Raw genomic sequence first — 16,259 nt, forward strand, 5'->3', positions numbered from 1 at the left:
CGCCACCCAGGAGTCGTGGACCGAGTAGTCGACGTCGTCGTCCTCGGCGCCGTACACGCCGTTGCCCAGGTCGATGCCGTAGACGTCGGCGGACAGGTGGATCTTGGTGCCCGGCTGCCAGTAGTCCGGGCCGCGGTAGTGCACGTTCTGGTCGTCGATCCAGTACCAGGCGCCCGGCTGAGCGGGGGTCGTGGTGACCGACAGGTGCTTGATCACCTCGGCCTTGTTGGTCACCGGCGCGGTGAACTGCACCGACACCGGCTGACCCACGCCGACGCCGACCTGATCCACCAGATCGGGTGACGGCACGACGTTCGCGTATGCGGTCTGGGCCGGGGCCAGCGTGGTGACCTTGAGGGTCTGATGCGTCGGCTTCTGGTCGGCGTTCAGGGCGGTCGCGTTCACGGTGTAGGTGGCGCCGTAGCCGAGGTCCTCGGTGGTGCGCCAGTGATGGCCGGACGGATCCAGCTCACCCTTCACCTGCTTGCCCGACGCCGTATTCGTCAGCGTCACCGTCGTGAAGGTGCCGTCGGCCACGTCCACGATCACCGGACGCAGCGGATTCAGGTCGGGGATCGTGGTCGCAGCGCTGGTGATCTTGGCGGGCGGGGCATCCACGTGGCCGGCGCAGGCGGCCGCCACCGCGGCGACCGTCACCAGAGCGAGGACCGACCACAGCAGGCGAAGAGATCTGAAGTGCACTCTCGCCAGTGTGGCACCGGATGCTGTGGATCCGCTCAGACCGACTCGCCCTAAACGTCCGTACCGGACACGGTGTGGCCGGGTCGTGACCTTCGCGGTCCCACCGGCCACTGTGTCACCAGATGTGCACCCGCTGATCCGGCGCCAGATACAGGGCGTCGCCCTCGGTGACGCCGAACGCGTCGTAGAAGGCGTCGACGTTGCGGACCACACCGTTGCAGCGGAACTCGGGCGGCGAGTGCGGATCGACCGCCAGTCGCTTGATCGCCTCCTCGTCGCGGGTCTTGGTGCGCCAGATCTCCGCCCAACTGAAGAACACCCGCTGCGCGGCGGTCAGGCCGTCGATGTCGGGGCCGCCCTTGCCGTCGGTGGCGATGTCGTAGGCGACGAGGGCGATCGACAGGCCGCCCAGGTCGCCGATGTTCTCGCCGAGCGTGAACTCGCCGTTGACCGTGTACTTCGGGTCCAGGCCTTCCGGCGTGTAGGCGCTGTACTGGCCGGCCAGCGCCGCGGTGCGCTTGCCGAACTCGGTGCGGTCCTCGTCGGTCCACCAGTCGACCAGGTTGCCGTCACCGTCGTACTTGGCGCCCTGATCATCGAAGCCGTGGCCGATCTCGTGGCCGATCACCGCGCCGATGCCGCCGTAGTTGGCGGCGTCGTCGGCGTCGGCGTCGAAGAACGGCGGCTGGAGGATGGCGGCCGGGAAGACGATCTCGTTCATGCCCGGGTTGTAGTAGGCGTTGACCGTCTGGGGGGTCATGAACCATTCGTCGCGGTCGACCGGCTTCCCGATCTTGCCGAGCTCGCGATCGGTCTCGAACGCCGACGCGCGGGCCACGTTGCCGATCAGGTCGGCCGGGTCGACCTCAAGCGCCGAATAGTCGCGCCATGCGGCCGGATAGCCGATCTTGGGTGTGAACCGGTCCAGTTTGGCGAGCGCCTTCTGCCGGGTCGCCGGGGTCATCCAGTCCAGGTCGGTGATGTTGCGGCGGTAGGCGGCGATCAGGTTGGCGATCAGCTCGTCCATGCGGGCCTTGGCGGCCGGCGGGAAGTGCTGTTCGGTGTAGAGGCGTCCGACGGCGAAGCCCATCGCGTCTTCGACGAAGCCGACGCCACGCTTCCAGCGGTCCCGGATCTGCGGGGTGCCGGACAGGGTGGTGCCGTAGAACGCGAAGTTCTCGTCGACGAACGGCGACGACAGGTAGGCGGCGGCGCTGTGCAGCAGCTTCCACCGCAGCCAGGTCTTCCAGTCGTCGATCGGCCGCTCGGCCACCAGACGGGCGGCGCCGGTCACGAACGACGGCTGACCGATGTTCACTTCGGCGAACGCGCCGCCGTCGCTGGCGGCCGCGTCCCCACCGGCGAGGGCAGTCGTCCACACCTCCACCGGGAAGCCGGCGGCCTGTGCGGCGAAGTCGGCGGCCGACGTCAGGTTGTAAGTGGCTTCGGCGTCACGGCGCCGCACCACGTCCCAGTGGTGGGATGCGAGGGCGGTCTCCAGGTCGAGGACGGTCGCGGCGGCCGCGTCCGGGTCGTCGATTCCGGCGCCGGCGTTCGCGGCGAGAGTGAACATCGTCGCGACGTGCTTGCGGTACGCGTCGCGGGTGTCGTCGTACACGTCCTCCCGGTAGTACGACTCGTCGGGCAGGCCCAGGCCGCTCTGGACGATGTGCACCAGGTACCGGTCGGAGTTCTTCGAGTCGGTGTCAACGTACAGACCGAACAGGCCGCTGATCCCGCCGCGCTGGAAGGCGCCGAGGGTCTGGGCCAGGCCGTCGGCGTCGGTGATCGCGTCGATCGCGGCCAGACCGCCGGTGATCGGCGCGATGCCGAGGTCCTCGATCCGGTCGGTGTCCATGAACGAGGTGTAGAGCGCGCCGATCTTGGCTGCGTCGGCGTCGCCCGCGTCGTCGGCCGCGCACGCTTCGACGATCTCCCGGACCTGGGCTTCGGCGTTGTCGCGGAGAACATGGAACGCGCCGTCGATGCTGCGGTCGTCGGGGATCACGTGCTGCGCCAGCCACCGCCCGTTGACGTGCTTGTAGAGGTCGTCGCCGACCTTCGCGTTCTCATCGATCCAGTTCAGGTCCAGGCCTGACTTGTGTGCGTCAGTCGTCGTCTCGGTCACGGGTTCCATCCTGGCACTGATCGGCGGCGCGTGCCGCCGGCCCCACGGGTATCACTCGCCGAGGGTCTTGTTCATCGTCCAGATCAAGGCTTCGGCGTCGGTGACGGCGGTCAGCACGGAGCCGCCGAGGTCGTCGGCGCGCAGAGTGTCGCCGGTCTGCAGGAGTTCGGATTCGATGCGGACGGCGCCGTCGGTGACGAACAGGTGGGTGAAGCGCGCCCGCGGGATCGTGACGTGCTCGCCGGCGGCCAGACGCGCCACCCAGAGGGTGGCGCCGGAGTTGCGGATGCGGATCGCCGAGTCGTGGGCGCGTTCGCCGGAGGCGACCGGGATGAGCCCGCCGGCGGTCAACTCGGTGGAGATGTCGCGCTGCTGATAGTCGGGGTCGTGCCCGGTGTCGTCGGGCATCAGCCACATCTGGATGTAGTGCACCGGTTCGGAGGTTTCGGCGTGATCGTTGCGTTCGGAATGCTCGATGCCGGTGCCGGCGCTCATCCGCTGGGCGAGCCCGGGGTGGATGACGCCGCTGTGGCCGCGCGAATCCTGATGCACCAGCGACCCGGAGAGAACCCAGGTGACGATCTCGGTCTCGGCGTGCGGGTGGGTGTCGAAGCCCTGCCCGGGCAGCACGATCTCGTCGTTGCAGACCAGCAGCATCCCGTGATGTGTGTTGTCCGGGTCGTAGTGGTCGCCGAACGAGAATCCGTGGCGCGAGGTGAGCCAACCGGTCTCGGTGACGTGCCGGTCGGCGGCTCGGACGGTGCGCTGGGGCATGGCTCCATTATCGCCGGTCGGGAGATCGTGACCAGATGGAGACGCGCGGAAGGGGCGCGGTGATGGCATTCCGCTGTTAAAGAAGTGAATATTGGGAATATGAGTATGCGGTCGTGGCGGCCGGCGACGGCGATCATCGCCGTCGCCTCACTGCTGCTCGCCCTCGTCGCCTGCGGATCCAAGGACTCCGACGCCTCCCAAGCCGCGTCCGCCTACGCCGCCGCCTTCGCCCGGCAGGACGTCGAAGCCTCCGCCGCCATGACCAGCTCGCCGTCACAGGCCGCCGACGCCCTCAGCGAGACCTTCGCCGGCATGCACCCCCGCACCGTCGACACCCAGGTGCTCGACGTCGTCGACTACTCCGACGGATCGGCCACCTTCACACTGAAAGTCACCTGGCACTGGGCCGGGGACAAAGAATTCACCGACCGCACCACCGGCAGCGTGCGGCGCCTGTCCACCGGCTGGAAAGTGCAGTGGGACACCGGCCTCATCCACTCCGGCATGCCCGTCGGCGGCCACCTCGAGATGACCCGCGAAGACGCCGACCCGGCGCCCACCGTGCGCGCCGCCTCCGGCAAGCCGCTCATGCGCGTCATTCCGATCAACGACCTCGTCATCAACCCCGAAGGCACCAAGAACCTCCGAAAGTCGGTCAAGCAGCTCACCGACGCCATCGCCCCGGTCGCCCCGCTCGTCACCGCCACGGTGATCGACCAGAAGATCCGCGACAACAAGGGCGGCGAGACCGTCGCGGTCAGCCTCCGCGACAGCGACCTCAAACGACTGACCGCCGACCCGAACGGCATCGCCGGTGTCAGCGTCCGCAAATCCAGCCAACTCGTGATGACCGACCGCCGGATCGACACCCCGCTCGAAGCCGGACTGACCAACTACTGGGAAGCGATCCGCGACGCCATCGCCGGCTGGCAGGTGGTCCTCGTCGTCCCCGGACAGCCCACCCAGAAACTCACCGGCACCGACGGCACCCCCGGCCCCGACGTCATGAGCACCGTCGACATGGACGAGCAACTGGACCTGCAGGAAGCGGTCGCCATGGTCGCGCAGCCGGCGACCATCATGACCTTCGACGCCAAGTCCGGCGCCATCCGCGGCATGGCGAACAATCAAGCCGCCTCCGACAAGAACATCGGTGCCGACATCTCCTACCCGACCGGCACCACCCTCGACCCGGTGTTCGCGGCGGTCGACGGCGCCACCGCCGGCAAAGGACCCGATGCGCCGAACGACCAGCTCGGACACCTCGGACTCGACCTGCAGCTCACAGTGCCGGGAGTCTCCGCGCCGCACGACGTGACCGCCCAGATCCGCACCGCCGACTTCAAACCGCAGAACTTCACCGCATCCATCCTCAACATGGGTGCGCTCGGCATCTCCATCGCCCGCTCGATCGACCACAGCACCGACACCGCGCCGCCGTTCGTCGTCCGCGGCGCGACCACCAAAGCCGAAGGCGGCACGCTCGGCGGCGTCGATCCGGCCGCAGCCAAGAAGATCGCCGACGCCATGAAGACCACCGCGGCCACCGGTGACGCCAGCGACATCAAAGGCGCGCCCGGCCTGCGAGCCCTCGTCGGCACCAACGGCCCGAAAGGACCGGGCTGGTTCGTGGGCATCACCGGAGGCGGCCGCGTCGTGGTGATCTACTGCGAGAACGAGCGCTCAGGAACCGCGGCGCTCCAAGTCGCCCAGAAGTACTTCCGCCCCTGAACCGGTGTCAGCGGCGGCGATTCAGCCCGGCCGCGACAGCACGCCAGCCGAGCAGCAACACCGCTGTGGCGATCGAGGCGACGACGATGAACGACGCCGCGATGCCCTGATCGCTCGCCGAACGCAACAGCATGCCGGCGATCACCGTGGTCACCCAGATGACGACGCCCGACGGCAGGATCGCCCCCGGAGCGAACTCGGTCGCGGTGAGCCGTGCGTAGCCGAACACGAACAGCCAGCCCAAGGCGGCGCCGGCCAGGAAAGGCCAGGCGGTCTCGGCGAAGCCGCTCGGCGAAAACGGCTCGTCGTGGCTGGCCCGGCCGATGGCCACGAACACCAGAACCGCGACCAGGTCGCAGACGACAGCGGTAGACGGAGACACACGGCGTCGCATCACGATCGCAGCTCCGCCTCTTCCTCATCCATCTGCTCGGTGAGCTCGCCGCGCTCCTTGATCTCACTGCGGAACCGGACGGCGATCACCACCCAGCCGACGATCGACACGATCACATAGCTGATGAGCCGGTAGATGACCACGGCGATCAGCGCATCCGAGAACGGCATGCCGGCCGAGGTGAGCGCGGGCACCAGCATGGCGTCGACCACACCGATACCGCCCGGCAGCAGCGGCATGGCGGTACCGACCGCCTTACCCGCGGCGTACGCGACCATCAGGCCCGTGATGCTGGGATGGGCACCGATCGCGTAGCAGGCGAAGCCCAGGCAGGCGACGTCGGCGACCCAGTTGAACATGCTCCAGCCGAACGCTTCAGCACCGTCGCGGGGACGGAGCTTCACGGCGCGCAGCTGACCCAGAACCCGATGCAGCGCCTCCTTGCCGTGGTCCTCCGGCTTACCGCGCAGATGATTCACCCAGGTCAACATCCGCTGCCCGAGACCCTCGATGATCTCCGGATGGCCGGACAGGAACTGCACGGCGATCACGAAGATGATCAAGCCGGCGATACTGAAGATGATCGAGAACGGGCTCTTCTGGGCGCCGGCCAGCAGCGCACCGCCCAGACCCAGGACACCCAGACCGAAACCCGCCAGCAGACCCGACATGACCAGCTGCCACGACGCCACCACCGGGGTGGCACCCCATTTGCGGGTCTCCCGATAGACGAACGCCGGCGACAGCACCTGGCCGCCCGGCATGGTCTGCGAGATCGAATTCGACGCCAGGATCACGGCCAGCGACTCGCGTTGCTTCACCTTCACCCCGGCGGAACGGAACAGCACGCGCTGCACCTGGGCGTAGCTGTCCATCGACAGCATGGCGGCCACGAACGACGCGAGCACCCACTCCCAGCGGATGTCGCCGATCCGGTCCCACGCGGGCGCGAGATGCGGCCACACCAGCACCAGCTCGGTGATCAGGATGCCGGCCACCAGTGCGATCAGAAACCAGCGGAGCCACTTACGCCAGCGCGGCTGCGTCTTCTCGGTCGCCGGGACCGACGTGATCGGCACCTCGGGCGACGTCTCGACGGCCGAAGCGGTCGCGGTCGCGGCGGTCTTCGCTGTGGTCTTCGCTGTCGACTTCGCGGGCGGCGCCTTCTTCGGTGCGGCCTTCTTCGGCGCGGTCTTCTTCGCCGGTGTCTTCTTGGCTGTCGTCTTCTTCGCGGTCGTCTTTTTCGCCGGAGACTTCTTGGCGGTGGTCTTCTTCGCGGCCGCGGACTTCGTGACGGCGGTCTTCTTCACGCCGGGCTTCTCGGCGGGTGTGGTTTCGACACGGGACGTCGTCGTCGCTGCGCTCCGTCGACGACCCGGCTCAACCAGCGGGGGGTCGGCCGGCGGCATCGGGGCGGCCGGGTCTACCGGAGAGGTAGGGGTGCCCGGATCGGCCGGCGAGGAGTCGTCGGCCGGCGGGGTAGTGCTCTCGCCGGACATCAGTCGGCCGAATCCTGGCCGCGGCTGCGGCGCAGCAGATCCTGGACACTGATCTGGTCGTCGCGGTCACCGGTCAGCTCACGAGCCGCATTCGGACGGCCGTACTGAGGCGGCACCGCCGGGGTCGACGGCGACTGCGGCGGCGGCGTCGACGCCAGATAGCCGCCCCGGGGCACAGGTGCGGCAGGAGGCGCGGGCTGCGGGGCCGGTGGGACCGGAGCCGCAGGAGCCTGCTGCTGGGGTGCCGGCTGCGGAGCCTGAGGCGGAACCGGACGTGCACCCGGTGCGGGCCGCGGCGGAACAGGCTGGGGCCGCGACTGCGGCGGAACCGGAGCCTGCGGGGCCTGCGGACGGGCCACCGGCTGCTGCTGCGGCGGGACCGGAGCCTGCTGCGGTGCGGGTGCCGGGCGCGGACGCAGATCGCGGCTGCCCAGACGGACCCCGCCGGCACCGAGACGCCACGAACCGGTATCCGGGCCGACGGCCTGCGGATCGTCGTCGACATCGGGATCGTCGGCCAGATCGAGATCCTCGAGGTGGCCCTCGGCGAGATGGTCGTCGTCCTCGATCGGCTCGGACGCTGCGGCGTCGTTCCGGTCGCGGCGGGCCAGTGCACGCAGTCCGCGCGGCGCCGCCAGACCGGCGGCCGGCCGCTCGTCATCGACGTCCTTGGTCGACACCCGCGGCGTGGAGGCCTTCATCGCGGTCGTGGGGGCCTCGGCGACGGCGACCACACCGCCGGCACTCGTGGCACCCTGCACCGCCACCGGAACCACCTTGTCCTCCGGCTCGTCCTCCAGGATGGTCTCGCCCAGCCCCAGCTTGCGCTGCAGCTTGAGCATCCAGCGCGGCGACCACCAGCAGTCGTCACCGAGCAGCTTCATGATCGACGGCACCAGCAGCATGCGGATGACGGTGGCATCCAGGATGAGCGCGGAGATCATGCCGAATGCGATGTACTTCATCATCACGATGTCGGACAGACCGAACGCACCCGTCACGACCACCAGGATGGCGGCGGCCGCCGTGATGATGCGGCCCGTGTGCGCGGTGCCGGTGCGGATCGCCTCTGTGGTGGACGCCCCCTGCTGTCTCGCCTCCACCATTCTGGAGAGCAGGAATATCTCGTAGTCCGTACTCAAGCCGTAGACGATCGCGATGATCAGCACGAGCATCGCCGCGAACAGCGGGCCCGGCGTGTAGTTCAGCAGATTGTGGGGGCCGCTCTCGTCGACGAACATCCACGTCAAGATGCCGAGCGTCGAACCGAGGCCGAGCGCCGACATCAATGCCGCCTTGATCGGCAGGATCACCGAACCGAACGCCAAGAACATCAGCAGACCGGTGACGAGCACCAGCATCACCGCCATCAACGGCAGCTTGTGCATCAGAGAGTCGATCGAGTCCTGCGTCAACGCCGGGGTGCCGGCGACGTACACGTGCAGGCCCTCCTTGTTGATCGACCGCAACTCCTTGATCGCCTCGGCGGCCGTGTCGCGGTCCTTGAGGCCCGCGGACATCTGCACCACGCCGTATCCGGTGTCCGGGTCGCCGTAATGCCCTCCAGGGCGCCGCCGTCCGAGGTCGGCGAGAACTCCTTGGTGAAGCCCGGGATCTTGTTGGCCTGATCGGCGATCGACTGGATCTTGGTGGTGGCCTCGCCGTCGTTCTGGTCGTAGAGGACGACCAGCTTGAGCTCTTCGGTGCGCTCCTTGGGGAACCAGGTGTCGAAATGCTCCTGCGCGACGCGGTTGTCGTTGTTCGGAGGCAGGTACTTCTCGCTGATGCCGCCGAAGGCGATGTTGTGGAACGGGTAGATCAGTGCGAGCAGCAGCAGCGTGGTGGGGACCGCGGTCTTGACCGGGTGCTTCATCACCCAGCCGGACAGCTTGCCCCAGAAACCGTTCTCGATCTCCTCGCGCGTCTTGGTGCGTCGCAGGAACTTGAAGCTCAGAGCGTCGATCCGGGTGCCCAGGATGCTCAGGATGGCCGGCAGCACCGTGATCGACAGCAGGGCGGCCAGCGCCACCGAGAAGATCGCGCCGTAGGCCACCGACTTGAGGAACGCCTGCGGGAAGATCAGCAGACAGGCCAGCGCGGCGACGATGATCGTCGCCGAGAACACGACCGTCTGCCCGGACGTCATCACCGATCTGCGGACCGCCGCCTTGACGGTGTAGCCCTCGGCCAGCTCCTCACGGAATCGACTGACGATGAACAGGCCGTAGTCGATCGCGATACCCAGACCGATCAGCGTCACCACCGACTGCGCGAAGATGTTCAGCTCGGTCAGCTGCGCCAGGATCTTCATGATGCCCAGCGAGCCGGCGATCGTCAGACCGCCGATCAGCACCGGCAGGACGGCGGCCACCACACCGCCGAACACGAACAGCAGCATGATCGCGACGATCGGCAGCGCCAGCACCTCGGCACGGTGAATGTCCTGATCCATACCGTGCGCCATCGCCCCGGCCACCGGCTGCAGGCCGGCGAGCTCGAACGTGGTGCCGGGCATCTCGTACTTCTGCGACAGGTTGTCGAAGAACGGTTCGATCTTCTGGTAGTTCGCCAGGATCGTGGTGTCGTCGTTGCCGCTGACACCGATGGAGACGAAGCCGTGGGTGTTGCCGTCCGCATCCGGTGTCAGGTTCCACATGCGGTCGCGCTTGATCTGCTGCGCGGCCTTGGAGGCGTCGTTGGTGCCTTCCTGGAACGGGTCGATCAGGCCGGCGTGCTGGGTGTCCTGGGGACTCTCCGGGCTCTCCCGGCTCACCACATCGGGGTGCTCTTTGACCAGGTCGTCGACGATCTTCTCGACCTTCTTGCCGAACTCCGGATCGGAGATCAGCGTGCCCTCGGGTGGGGTGATGACCAGAAGGACGTCGGACTTGTGGTCGCGGCCGAGCGCGGTGTCGGCGATGACCGAACCGGTCACCGATTCCGAATGCGGATCGAACCAGCCCGACTGCGACAGATGCTTGCCGAGATCCAGGCCGTACAGGCCGAGCCCGCCCATGAGCGCGATCATCACGGCAATGACGGCGTAGCGCATCCGATAGACGAATGTGCCGATGAATCCGAACACGCCGTGTTCCTTCCTGGCCGGGTCGATTCCGTGTGGTGACGAACCTGCCGACAAAGACTACTTGGTCGGCTACTTGAGGAGCGCCTGAAGTGGCCGGAACGGGGTCAGCCAGGCGCCGTCGTCAGGCAGCGCGTCGAGACTGATGCGCGGCAGCGGCTCCCGGAAGACCCCCGGAATGTCCTCGAGATCGACGAACTCCAACTCGACCGACGACACCGCCCAGGCCGCATGCTCCCGGAAACCGACGACCGTGACCGGAACGCCCTCGCGGGCGATCTCCAACAGCGGCTCGGCGAACGCCTGGCCGTCCGCAGAACCCACCACGAGCCCCGCCAGGCCGGGGGTGTGGCGGCGCAGCTCGATGTGATCGAGCATGTCCTGGTCGACGTCGCTGTCGTCGGTGATCTTCGGCTTGGCGAAAACCGCGTAGCCGACGTTCCGGAGGGCGTCGACCCACGGCTTGACCACGTCGCCGCCGCCCGGGACGACATTGGTGAAGACCGTGGCCTCCGGCTCGATCGGCTCGCCGGACTGCTCGGACAGGTCGGCGGTGCGGCCCAGAAGCCAACGGCCCAGCGCGTCGAAACGCGGCCGGTGCGCGGCCGTCGGACGGCCGCCCAGAATGCCGCCCAGACCCATGTCCATGTTGGGGGCGTCCCAGACGAGCAGCATCTCCTTGTTTTGCCCGGCCGAGTCCTGCCCGGCGGCCTCCGGTGCGGTCATGACGCCGTCTCCTCGTCGCTCGAATCCTGTCGCGGCCGCACGGTGTCATTCTCGCCGGCCTCCGGCCGGTGTGCGGCCACTGTCTTGCCGGAATCCTGTCGCGGCCGCACGTAGACGAACTCGTTCACGTCGCGACCCTCCCGCTCGGCACGGCCCTCGAACTTGGTGGTCGGCCGCTCCAGCAGGATCGGCGACGGATAGGTGAGTGGAATGACGTGCGGCTTACCGGGATCCTGGGTGGCCAGCAGCTCCGCGATCCACTCGGCGTAGTCGGCGTGATCGGTCGCGATGTGGAGAACACCGCCCGGCTTGAGGCGATCGGCGATCAACTCGATGGTTCCGGACTGCAGGAAGCGACGCTTGTTGTGGCGCTTCTTCGGCCACGGGTCCGGGAAGAAGACACGGACCGCGTCGAGACTCTCCGAGCCGACGAGTTCGGTCAGGACCACCGTCGCGTCGCCGCGGACCATGCGCACGTTCGTCAGACCGCCCCGATCGACCAGACCCAGCAGCTGGGCCAGCCCCGGCTGATAGACCTCGACGGCCACGACATTGGTGTCCGGCTCCTCGGCGGCCATCGCGGCCGTCGAGATGCCCGTGCCGCTGCCGACCTCGATGATCAGCGGTGCGGTGCGGCCGAACCACTCGCCGGCGTTCAGCGGAGGCTCTTCGCCGCGGTCCGGGCCGATCCGCAGGTCACGGCCCAGCGTCGGCCACAACTGCTCCCAGTTCCGCTGCTGCCCGGCGGTCAGGGTGCCGCGACGGAACCGGAAACTGGTGACACGGGGGTACAGGCGGGAACGGTCGACGTCGGTCGATCCACCGGCGGGGGCGTCGGAACTCACCCGCCCATCGTCGCACCTCGGGTACGGTTCGCCCAAGATGAACGCCTTTGGGGGAGGGTGTCGTGGGGGAATCGTTCGGTGTACTCGTGGTGGCCGGCCGCACCGGCCCGGGCCGCGATGAACTCGCGCATGCCGTGACCGGCCGCGCCCGCATCGGCACCCGGGTGGTGATCGGGCCGGGCGAATCGCCGCCCGGAGACATGACCCACGGCCTTCTGCTCTTCGATCCGGCGCACCCGGTGGGCGCCGCCGAACACGAACTGCTGGCCGCTCTGCGGGGGTCGGGGCGGCCGGTCGCGCTGGTCGCGGTCCCGGCCGACACCCACCCGGACCGGACGCGGGCGATCGCCGCCGCCCGTCGGATCCTCGACCCCGACTGGGCCGTACCGGCGTTCGCCGTCTCGGTGGCCGCCGGCGATCCGCAGACCTCCGGCCTCGCCGACCTCGTCGCCTGGTGCGCCGACCCGGCAGCGCCCCGGGAACATCCGGGCACCGTCGCACGGCAGCGGGCGCAGCGCGCCCTCGACGCCAAGACCGGATACGCCGGGCTGCGGGCCGGCATCGCCGCCGACCTCCGGCACGGTGCGCGTGAACTGACCCGGATCGCCGAGGACGCGTGCACGCACCTGCGGTCCCGGGACACCGCGACCCTGCGGTCCTGGCTCGGCGGCGAACTGGACCGCTACACCCGGGCCGTCGCCGCGGCCGTCGACGCGGGCACCGATCAGATCGCCTGGACCGCGACCCGGCCGGCACTGCCGCCGACCCGGCCGATGCGTCCACCGCCCGCCACCGTCACGGCTGTGACCGGTCGACGGGAGATCACCGGCGAGGATCTCGTCGTCCTGCTGCTCGGGGTCTCCGCCGGTCTCGGGCTGGGGCGTATCGCGGTCGCGCCGCTCCTGCACTGGGCGGGCCTCGGGGCGGTCGGCACCGTCCTCACCGTGGTCGCCGGATTCGTGCTCGCCGCCACCGTCGCCGGAACCCGCCGGGTCACGGCTCTGCGGTCGCAGGCGAGGCGCCACTGCATCGAGGCGATCGCCGCCCACCGGCAGAACCTCGAACACGCCGTCGCCGCGCACCTGGCCGCCACCGAAGCCGCCCTGGTGCGCGTGTCGATGGAACCGAACGGGCCCGGCGCGCGTCCCACTCTCTAGAAGAGAGGTGCGCGATGAGCGATGAGCTGTCCGGCCCGGACCCGGGCGAATGGGGCGGGGGTGAGGAATCTCTCAGCGGCCCCGCCGGCATCGACGCTGGTGGGCCCGCCTCCTCGCCCCTCGACGACCACCTGTGGGTGTTCAGCGACGGAAGCATCTGGGACCTCGGTCCCGCCCAGGTCGACGCCGACGCCGACGGGGTGGCCGAGTCGCTGACCAGGAGCGCCTCCGGCGAGGTCGTCGTCTACAGCGACCGCGACCTGGACGGCCTCGTCGACCGCATCACGCACTGGGATCCGTCGGGCGACTACCGGGTCAGCGACCTCGATCCGGACGACGGTTCATGGAGCGGCGGAACCCTCGGACGGCTGGACTGATCACCGCTTGCCCATATGGCAGTTCGGAGGGCTTGTGGCCTGGACGTATCATGAGGGGCGCACGTTCACGAGACGTCTTGATTTCCGCGATACGAGGAGACAGCTGAATGACCGCCGCGACCATCCCCGGCCTCGAACCCGGGAGTGCTCCCACCGACCACGCCGCGCTGCTGGCGTGGGTAGCCGAGGTCGCCGAACTGACCCAGCCCGATCGCGTGGTGTGGTCCGACGGCTCCGATGAGGAGTGGGATCGACTCACCACCCAGCTCGTCGACGCCGGCACCCTGGTGAAGCTGAACGAGGAGAAGAAGCCGAACTCGTTCCTGGCGCTCTCCGATCCCGCCGACGTCGCCCGTGTCGAGTCGCGCACCTACATCTGCTCGAAGACCGAAGAAGAAGCCGGCCCCACCAACAACTGGGTCGATCCCGACGAGATGCGGGCCACGCTCACCGAGAAGTACCGCGGCTGCATGCGCGGCCGCACCATGTACGTCATCCCGTTCTGCATGGGTCCGCTCGGCTCGGACGACCCGAAGCTGGGCGTGGAGATCACCGACTCCGAGTACGTCGTGCTGTCGATGAAGATCATGACCCGCGTCGGCCCCGAGGTGCTCAAGGCGCTCGGCGACGACGGCTTCTTCGTGCAGGCGCTGCACTCGGTCGGCGCCCCGCTGGAGCCGGGTCAGGAAGACGTGCCGTGGCCGTGCAACCCGGACAAGTACATCGTTCAGTTCCCCGAGGACCGCGTCATCTGGTCGTACGGCTCCGGCTACGGCGGCAACGCCCTGCTGGGCAAGAAGTGCTACGCGCTGCGTATCGCCTCGGCCATGGCCCACGACGAGGGCTGGCTGGCCGAGCACATGCTGATCCTCAAGCTGATCAGCCCGGAGGAGAAGGTCTACTACATCGCGGCCGCGTTCCCGTCGGCGTGCGGCAAGACCAACCTCGCCATGATCCTGCCGACCCTGCCGGGCTGGCGCGCCGAGACCGTCGGCGACGACATCGCCTGGATGCGGTTCGGCGAGGACGGCCGCCTGTACGCGATCAACCCGGAGTTCGGTTTCTTCGGTGTCGCGCCGGGCACCAGCATGGACTCGAATCCGATCGCCATGAAGACTATCGACGCCGGCAACACCCTCTACACGAACGTCGCCCTCACCGATGACGGCGACGTGTGGTGGGAGGACATGACCGACGAGGCGCCGGCCCACCTGACCGACTGGCAGGGCAACAGCTGGACCCCGGAGTCGATCACCAAGGCCGCCCACCCGAACTCGCGCTACTGCACGCCGATGGCGCAGTGCCCGACGCTCGCCCCCGAATGGGACGACCCGAAGGGTGTGCCGATCTCGGCGATCCTGTTCGGCGGCCGCCGCAAGACCACCGTCCCGCTGGTCACCGAGGCCCGCGACTGGGAGCACGCCGTGTTCATGGGCGCCACCATGGGCTCCGAGCAGACCGCCGCCGCCGAAGGCAAGGTCGGCGCGGTGCGCCGCGACCCGATGGCCATGCTGCCGTTCCTCGGCTACCACGTCGCCGACTACCTGCAGCACTGGCTGGATGTGGGCGCCAACCATCCCGACACCATGCCGGCCGTCTTCTACGTCAACTGGTTCCGCCGCGGCGACGACGGCCGCTTCCTGTGGCCGGGCTTCGGTGAGAACAGCCGCGTCCTCAAGTGGGTCGTCGACACCATCGAGGGCAACGTCAAGGGCGTCGACACCCCGGCCGGCATCGTGGCCTCCCCGGACGAACTGGACCTCACCGGCCTGGACGTCTCGAAGGACGACGTCGCCGAGGCGCTCGCGGTGAACCCGGAGGAGTGGAAGCAGGAGCTGCCGAGCATCGAGGAGTGGTTCGAGTTCATCGGCCCCAAGCTCCCCGACGCACTGAAGTCTCAGCTGCAGAAGCTCCGCGACAGCCTCGACGAGGCCTGAGCTCACACATCGACGGACGCGAACCCCGGATCTTCGGATCCGGGGTTCGCGCGTCTCCGGGGCCCTTTCAGGGTGCTCCCCCATAGCGCGACGGCCCCTCGTCTGGAAGCGTGGAGCCCATGACCGGAACAGCTGAGGCCACCGCAGGGACCGTCGCCGCTCGCGCCGACGACGTCGTGAAGACGTACGGATCGGGGGACACCCTGGTGGACGCGCTGCGCGGCGTGTCCATCGAGTTCGGGGCGGGCGAGTTCACCGCCATCATGGGCCCGTCGGGTTCGGGTAAGTCGACGCTCATGCACTGCCTGGCCGGACTCGACACCGTCACCTCCGGGCAGGTGACGATCGGCGACATCGGCTTGGCCGGCCTGAGCGACAACGAGATGACCCGGCTGCGCCGCGACCGGATCGGTTTCGTCTTCCAGGCGTTCAACCTGGTGCCGACGCTGACCGCGCGCGAGAACATCACGCTGCCCCTCGACATCGCCGGCCGCAGCGTCGACCAGGAGTGGTACGACGCCGTCGTCGACCGTCTCGGTCTGCGCGACCGGCTCGATCACCGGCCCAGCGAGCTGTCCGGCGGCCAGCAGCAGCGTGTGGCCTGCGCCCGTGCCCTCGTCGGCCGGCCCGACATCGTGTTCGGTGACGAGCCGACCGGCAACCTGGATTCCCGGTCCTCGGGCGAGGTGCTGTCGATCCTGCGCGCCGCCGTCGACGAGTTCGGGCAGACCGTCGTGATCGTCACCCACGACCCCCGCGCGGCGTCGTACGCCGACCGGGTGGTGTTCCTGGCCGACGGCCAGATCGTCAAGGAACTGCGCCGCCCGTCCGCCGACGACGTCTTCGAAGTGATGAAGAACCTCGACGTGGCCGCACCCTCCACGACCGACGACGAGGCGCGCTGACC

Annotated in this window: 13 protein-coding genes and 1 pseudogene; 5 read left to right on the plus strand and 9 right to left on the minus strand. The window is 68.7% G+C overall.

What is annotated here, in order from left to right; translation table 11 throughout:
* Positions 1-129: 129 nt before the first annotated feature.
* The 3 genes and pseudogenes from QM774_RS12035 to QM774_RS12045 all read right to left on the minus strand — a co-directional run.
* Positions 130-915: pseudogene (locus QM774_RS12035) on the minus strand (Ig-like domain-containing protein); the annotation flags it as partial.
* Positions 818-2,839, minus strand: coding sequence for a M13 family metallopeptidase (locus QM774_RS12040; RefSeq protein ID WP_414976097.1), 2,022 nt, complete (start codon positions 2,837-2,839; stop codon positions 818-820). The pseudogene QM774_RS12035 and the gene QM774_RS12040, both read right to left, overlap by 98 nt.
* 42 nt (positions 2,840-2,881) lie before the next feature.
* Positions 2,882-3,604, minus strand: coding sequence for a pirin family protein (locus tag QM774_RS12045; RefSeq protein WP_414976098.1), 723 nt, complete (start codon positions 3,602-3,604; stop codon positions 2,882-2,884).
* Positions 3,605-3,703: 99 nt separating this feature from the next.
* Between QM774_RS12045 and QM774_RS12050 the strand changes: the two genes are divergently transcribed.
* A complete protein-coding gene (locus QM774_RS12050) occupies positions 3,704-5,335 on the plus strand; it encodes an NTF2-like N-terminal transpeptidase domain-containing protein (RefSeq protein ID WP_414976099.1) in 1,632 nt (543 codons plus the stop codon).
* A gap of 7 nt (positions 5,336-5,342) precedes the next feature.
* Here QM774_RS12050 and QM774_RS12055 read toward each other — a convergent pair whose 3' ends face one another.
* The 6 genes from QM774_RS12055 to trmB all read right to left on the minus strand — a co-directional run bounded on the left by QM774_RS12055 (position 5,343) and on the right by trmB (position 11,881).
* On the minus strand, positions 5,343-5,729 hold the full coding sequence (locus QM774_RS12055; RefSeq protein ID WP_414976657.1) for a DUF3054 domain-containing protein: 387 nt from the start codon (positions 5,727-5,729) through the stop codon (positions 5,343-5,345).
* Positions 5,729-6,808 (minus strand): lysylphosphatidylglycerol synthase transmembrane domain-containing protein, encoded by a 1,080-nt coding sequence (locus QM774_RS12060; RefSeq protein WP_414976658.1) that lies wholly within the window; start codon positions 6,806-6,808, stop codon positions 5,729-5,731. The genes QM774_RS12055 and QM774_RS12060 overlap by 1 nt, the downstream gene beginning before the upstream one ends.
* A gap of 419 nt (positions 6,809-7,227) precedes the next feature.
* Positions 7,228-8,748: an MMPL family transporter gene (locus QM774_RS12065; protein ID WP_414976100.1), complete on the minus strand. Its 1,521-nt coding sequence runs from the start codon at positions 8,746-8,748 to the stop codon at positions 7,228-7,230.
* On the minus strand, positions 8,640-10,313 hold the full coding sequence (locus QM774_RS12070) for an MMPL family transporter (protein ID WP_414976101.1): 1,674 nt from the start codon (positions 10,311-10,313) through the stop codon (positions 8,640-8,642). Before QM774_RS12070 ends, QM774_RS12065 begins: the two co-directional genes overlap by 109 nt.
* A gap of 69 nt (positions 10,314-10,382) precedes the next feature.
* A complete protein-coding gene (locus tag QM774_RS12075) occupies positions 10,383-11,036 on the minus strand; it encodes an NYN domain-containing protein (protein ID WP_414976102.1) in 654 nt (217 codons plus the stop codon).
* Positions 11,033-11,881, minus strand: a complete 849-nt coding sequence (gene trmB / locus QM774_RS12080; RefSeq protein ID WP_414976103.1) for a tRNA (guanosine(46)-N7)-methyltransferase TrmB — start codon at positions 11,879-11,881, stop codon at positions 11,033-11,035. Before trmB ends, QM774_RS12075 begins: the two co-directional genes overlap by 4 nt.
* Before the next feature lie 62 nt (positions 11,882-11,943).
* On the opposite strand from trmB, the gene QM774_RS12085 reads away from it, so the two are divergent.
* From QM774_RS12085 to QM774_RS12100, 4 genes are all read left to right on the plus strand, one after another.
* Entirely contained in the window at positions 11,944-13,038 is a 1,095-nt protein-coding gene (locus QM774_RS12085) for a hypothetical protein (RefSeq protein ID WP_414976104.1), read from the plus strand.
* A gap of 14 nt (positions 13,039-13,052) precedes the next feature.
* Entirely contained in the window at positions 13,053-13,415 is a 363-nt protein-coding gene (locus QM774_RS12090; RefSeq protein WP_414976105.1) for a DUF6802 family protein, read from the plus strand.
* 107 nt (positions 13,416-13,522) lie between these two features.
* Positions 13,523-15,352 carry a phosphoenolpyruvate carboxykinase (GTP) gene (locus QM774_RS12095; RefSeq protein WP_414976106.1) on the plus strand — a complete coding sequence of 610 codons (1,830 nt, stop codon included), beginning with the start codon at positions 13,523-13,525 and terminating at the stop codon, positions 15,350-15,352.
* 119 nt (positions 15,353-15,471) lie between these two features.
* Positions 15,472-16,257, plus strand: a complete 786-nt coding sequence (locus tag QM774_RS12100; RefSeq protein WP_414976107.1) for an ABC transporter ATP-binding protein — start codon at positions 15,472-15,474, stop codon at positions 16,255-16,257.
* Positions 16,258-16,259: the final 2 nt, after the last annotated feature.

The sequence above is a fragment of the Gordonia sp. (in: high G+C Gram-positive bacteria) genome (genome assembly GCF_047600565.1).
Classification (GTDB): Bacteria; Actinomycetota; Actinomycetes; order Mycobacteriales; family Mycobacteriaceae; genus Gordonia.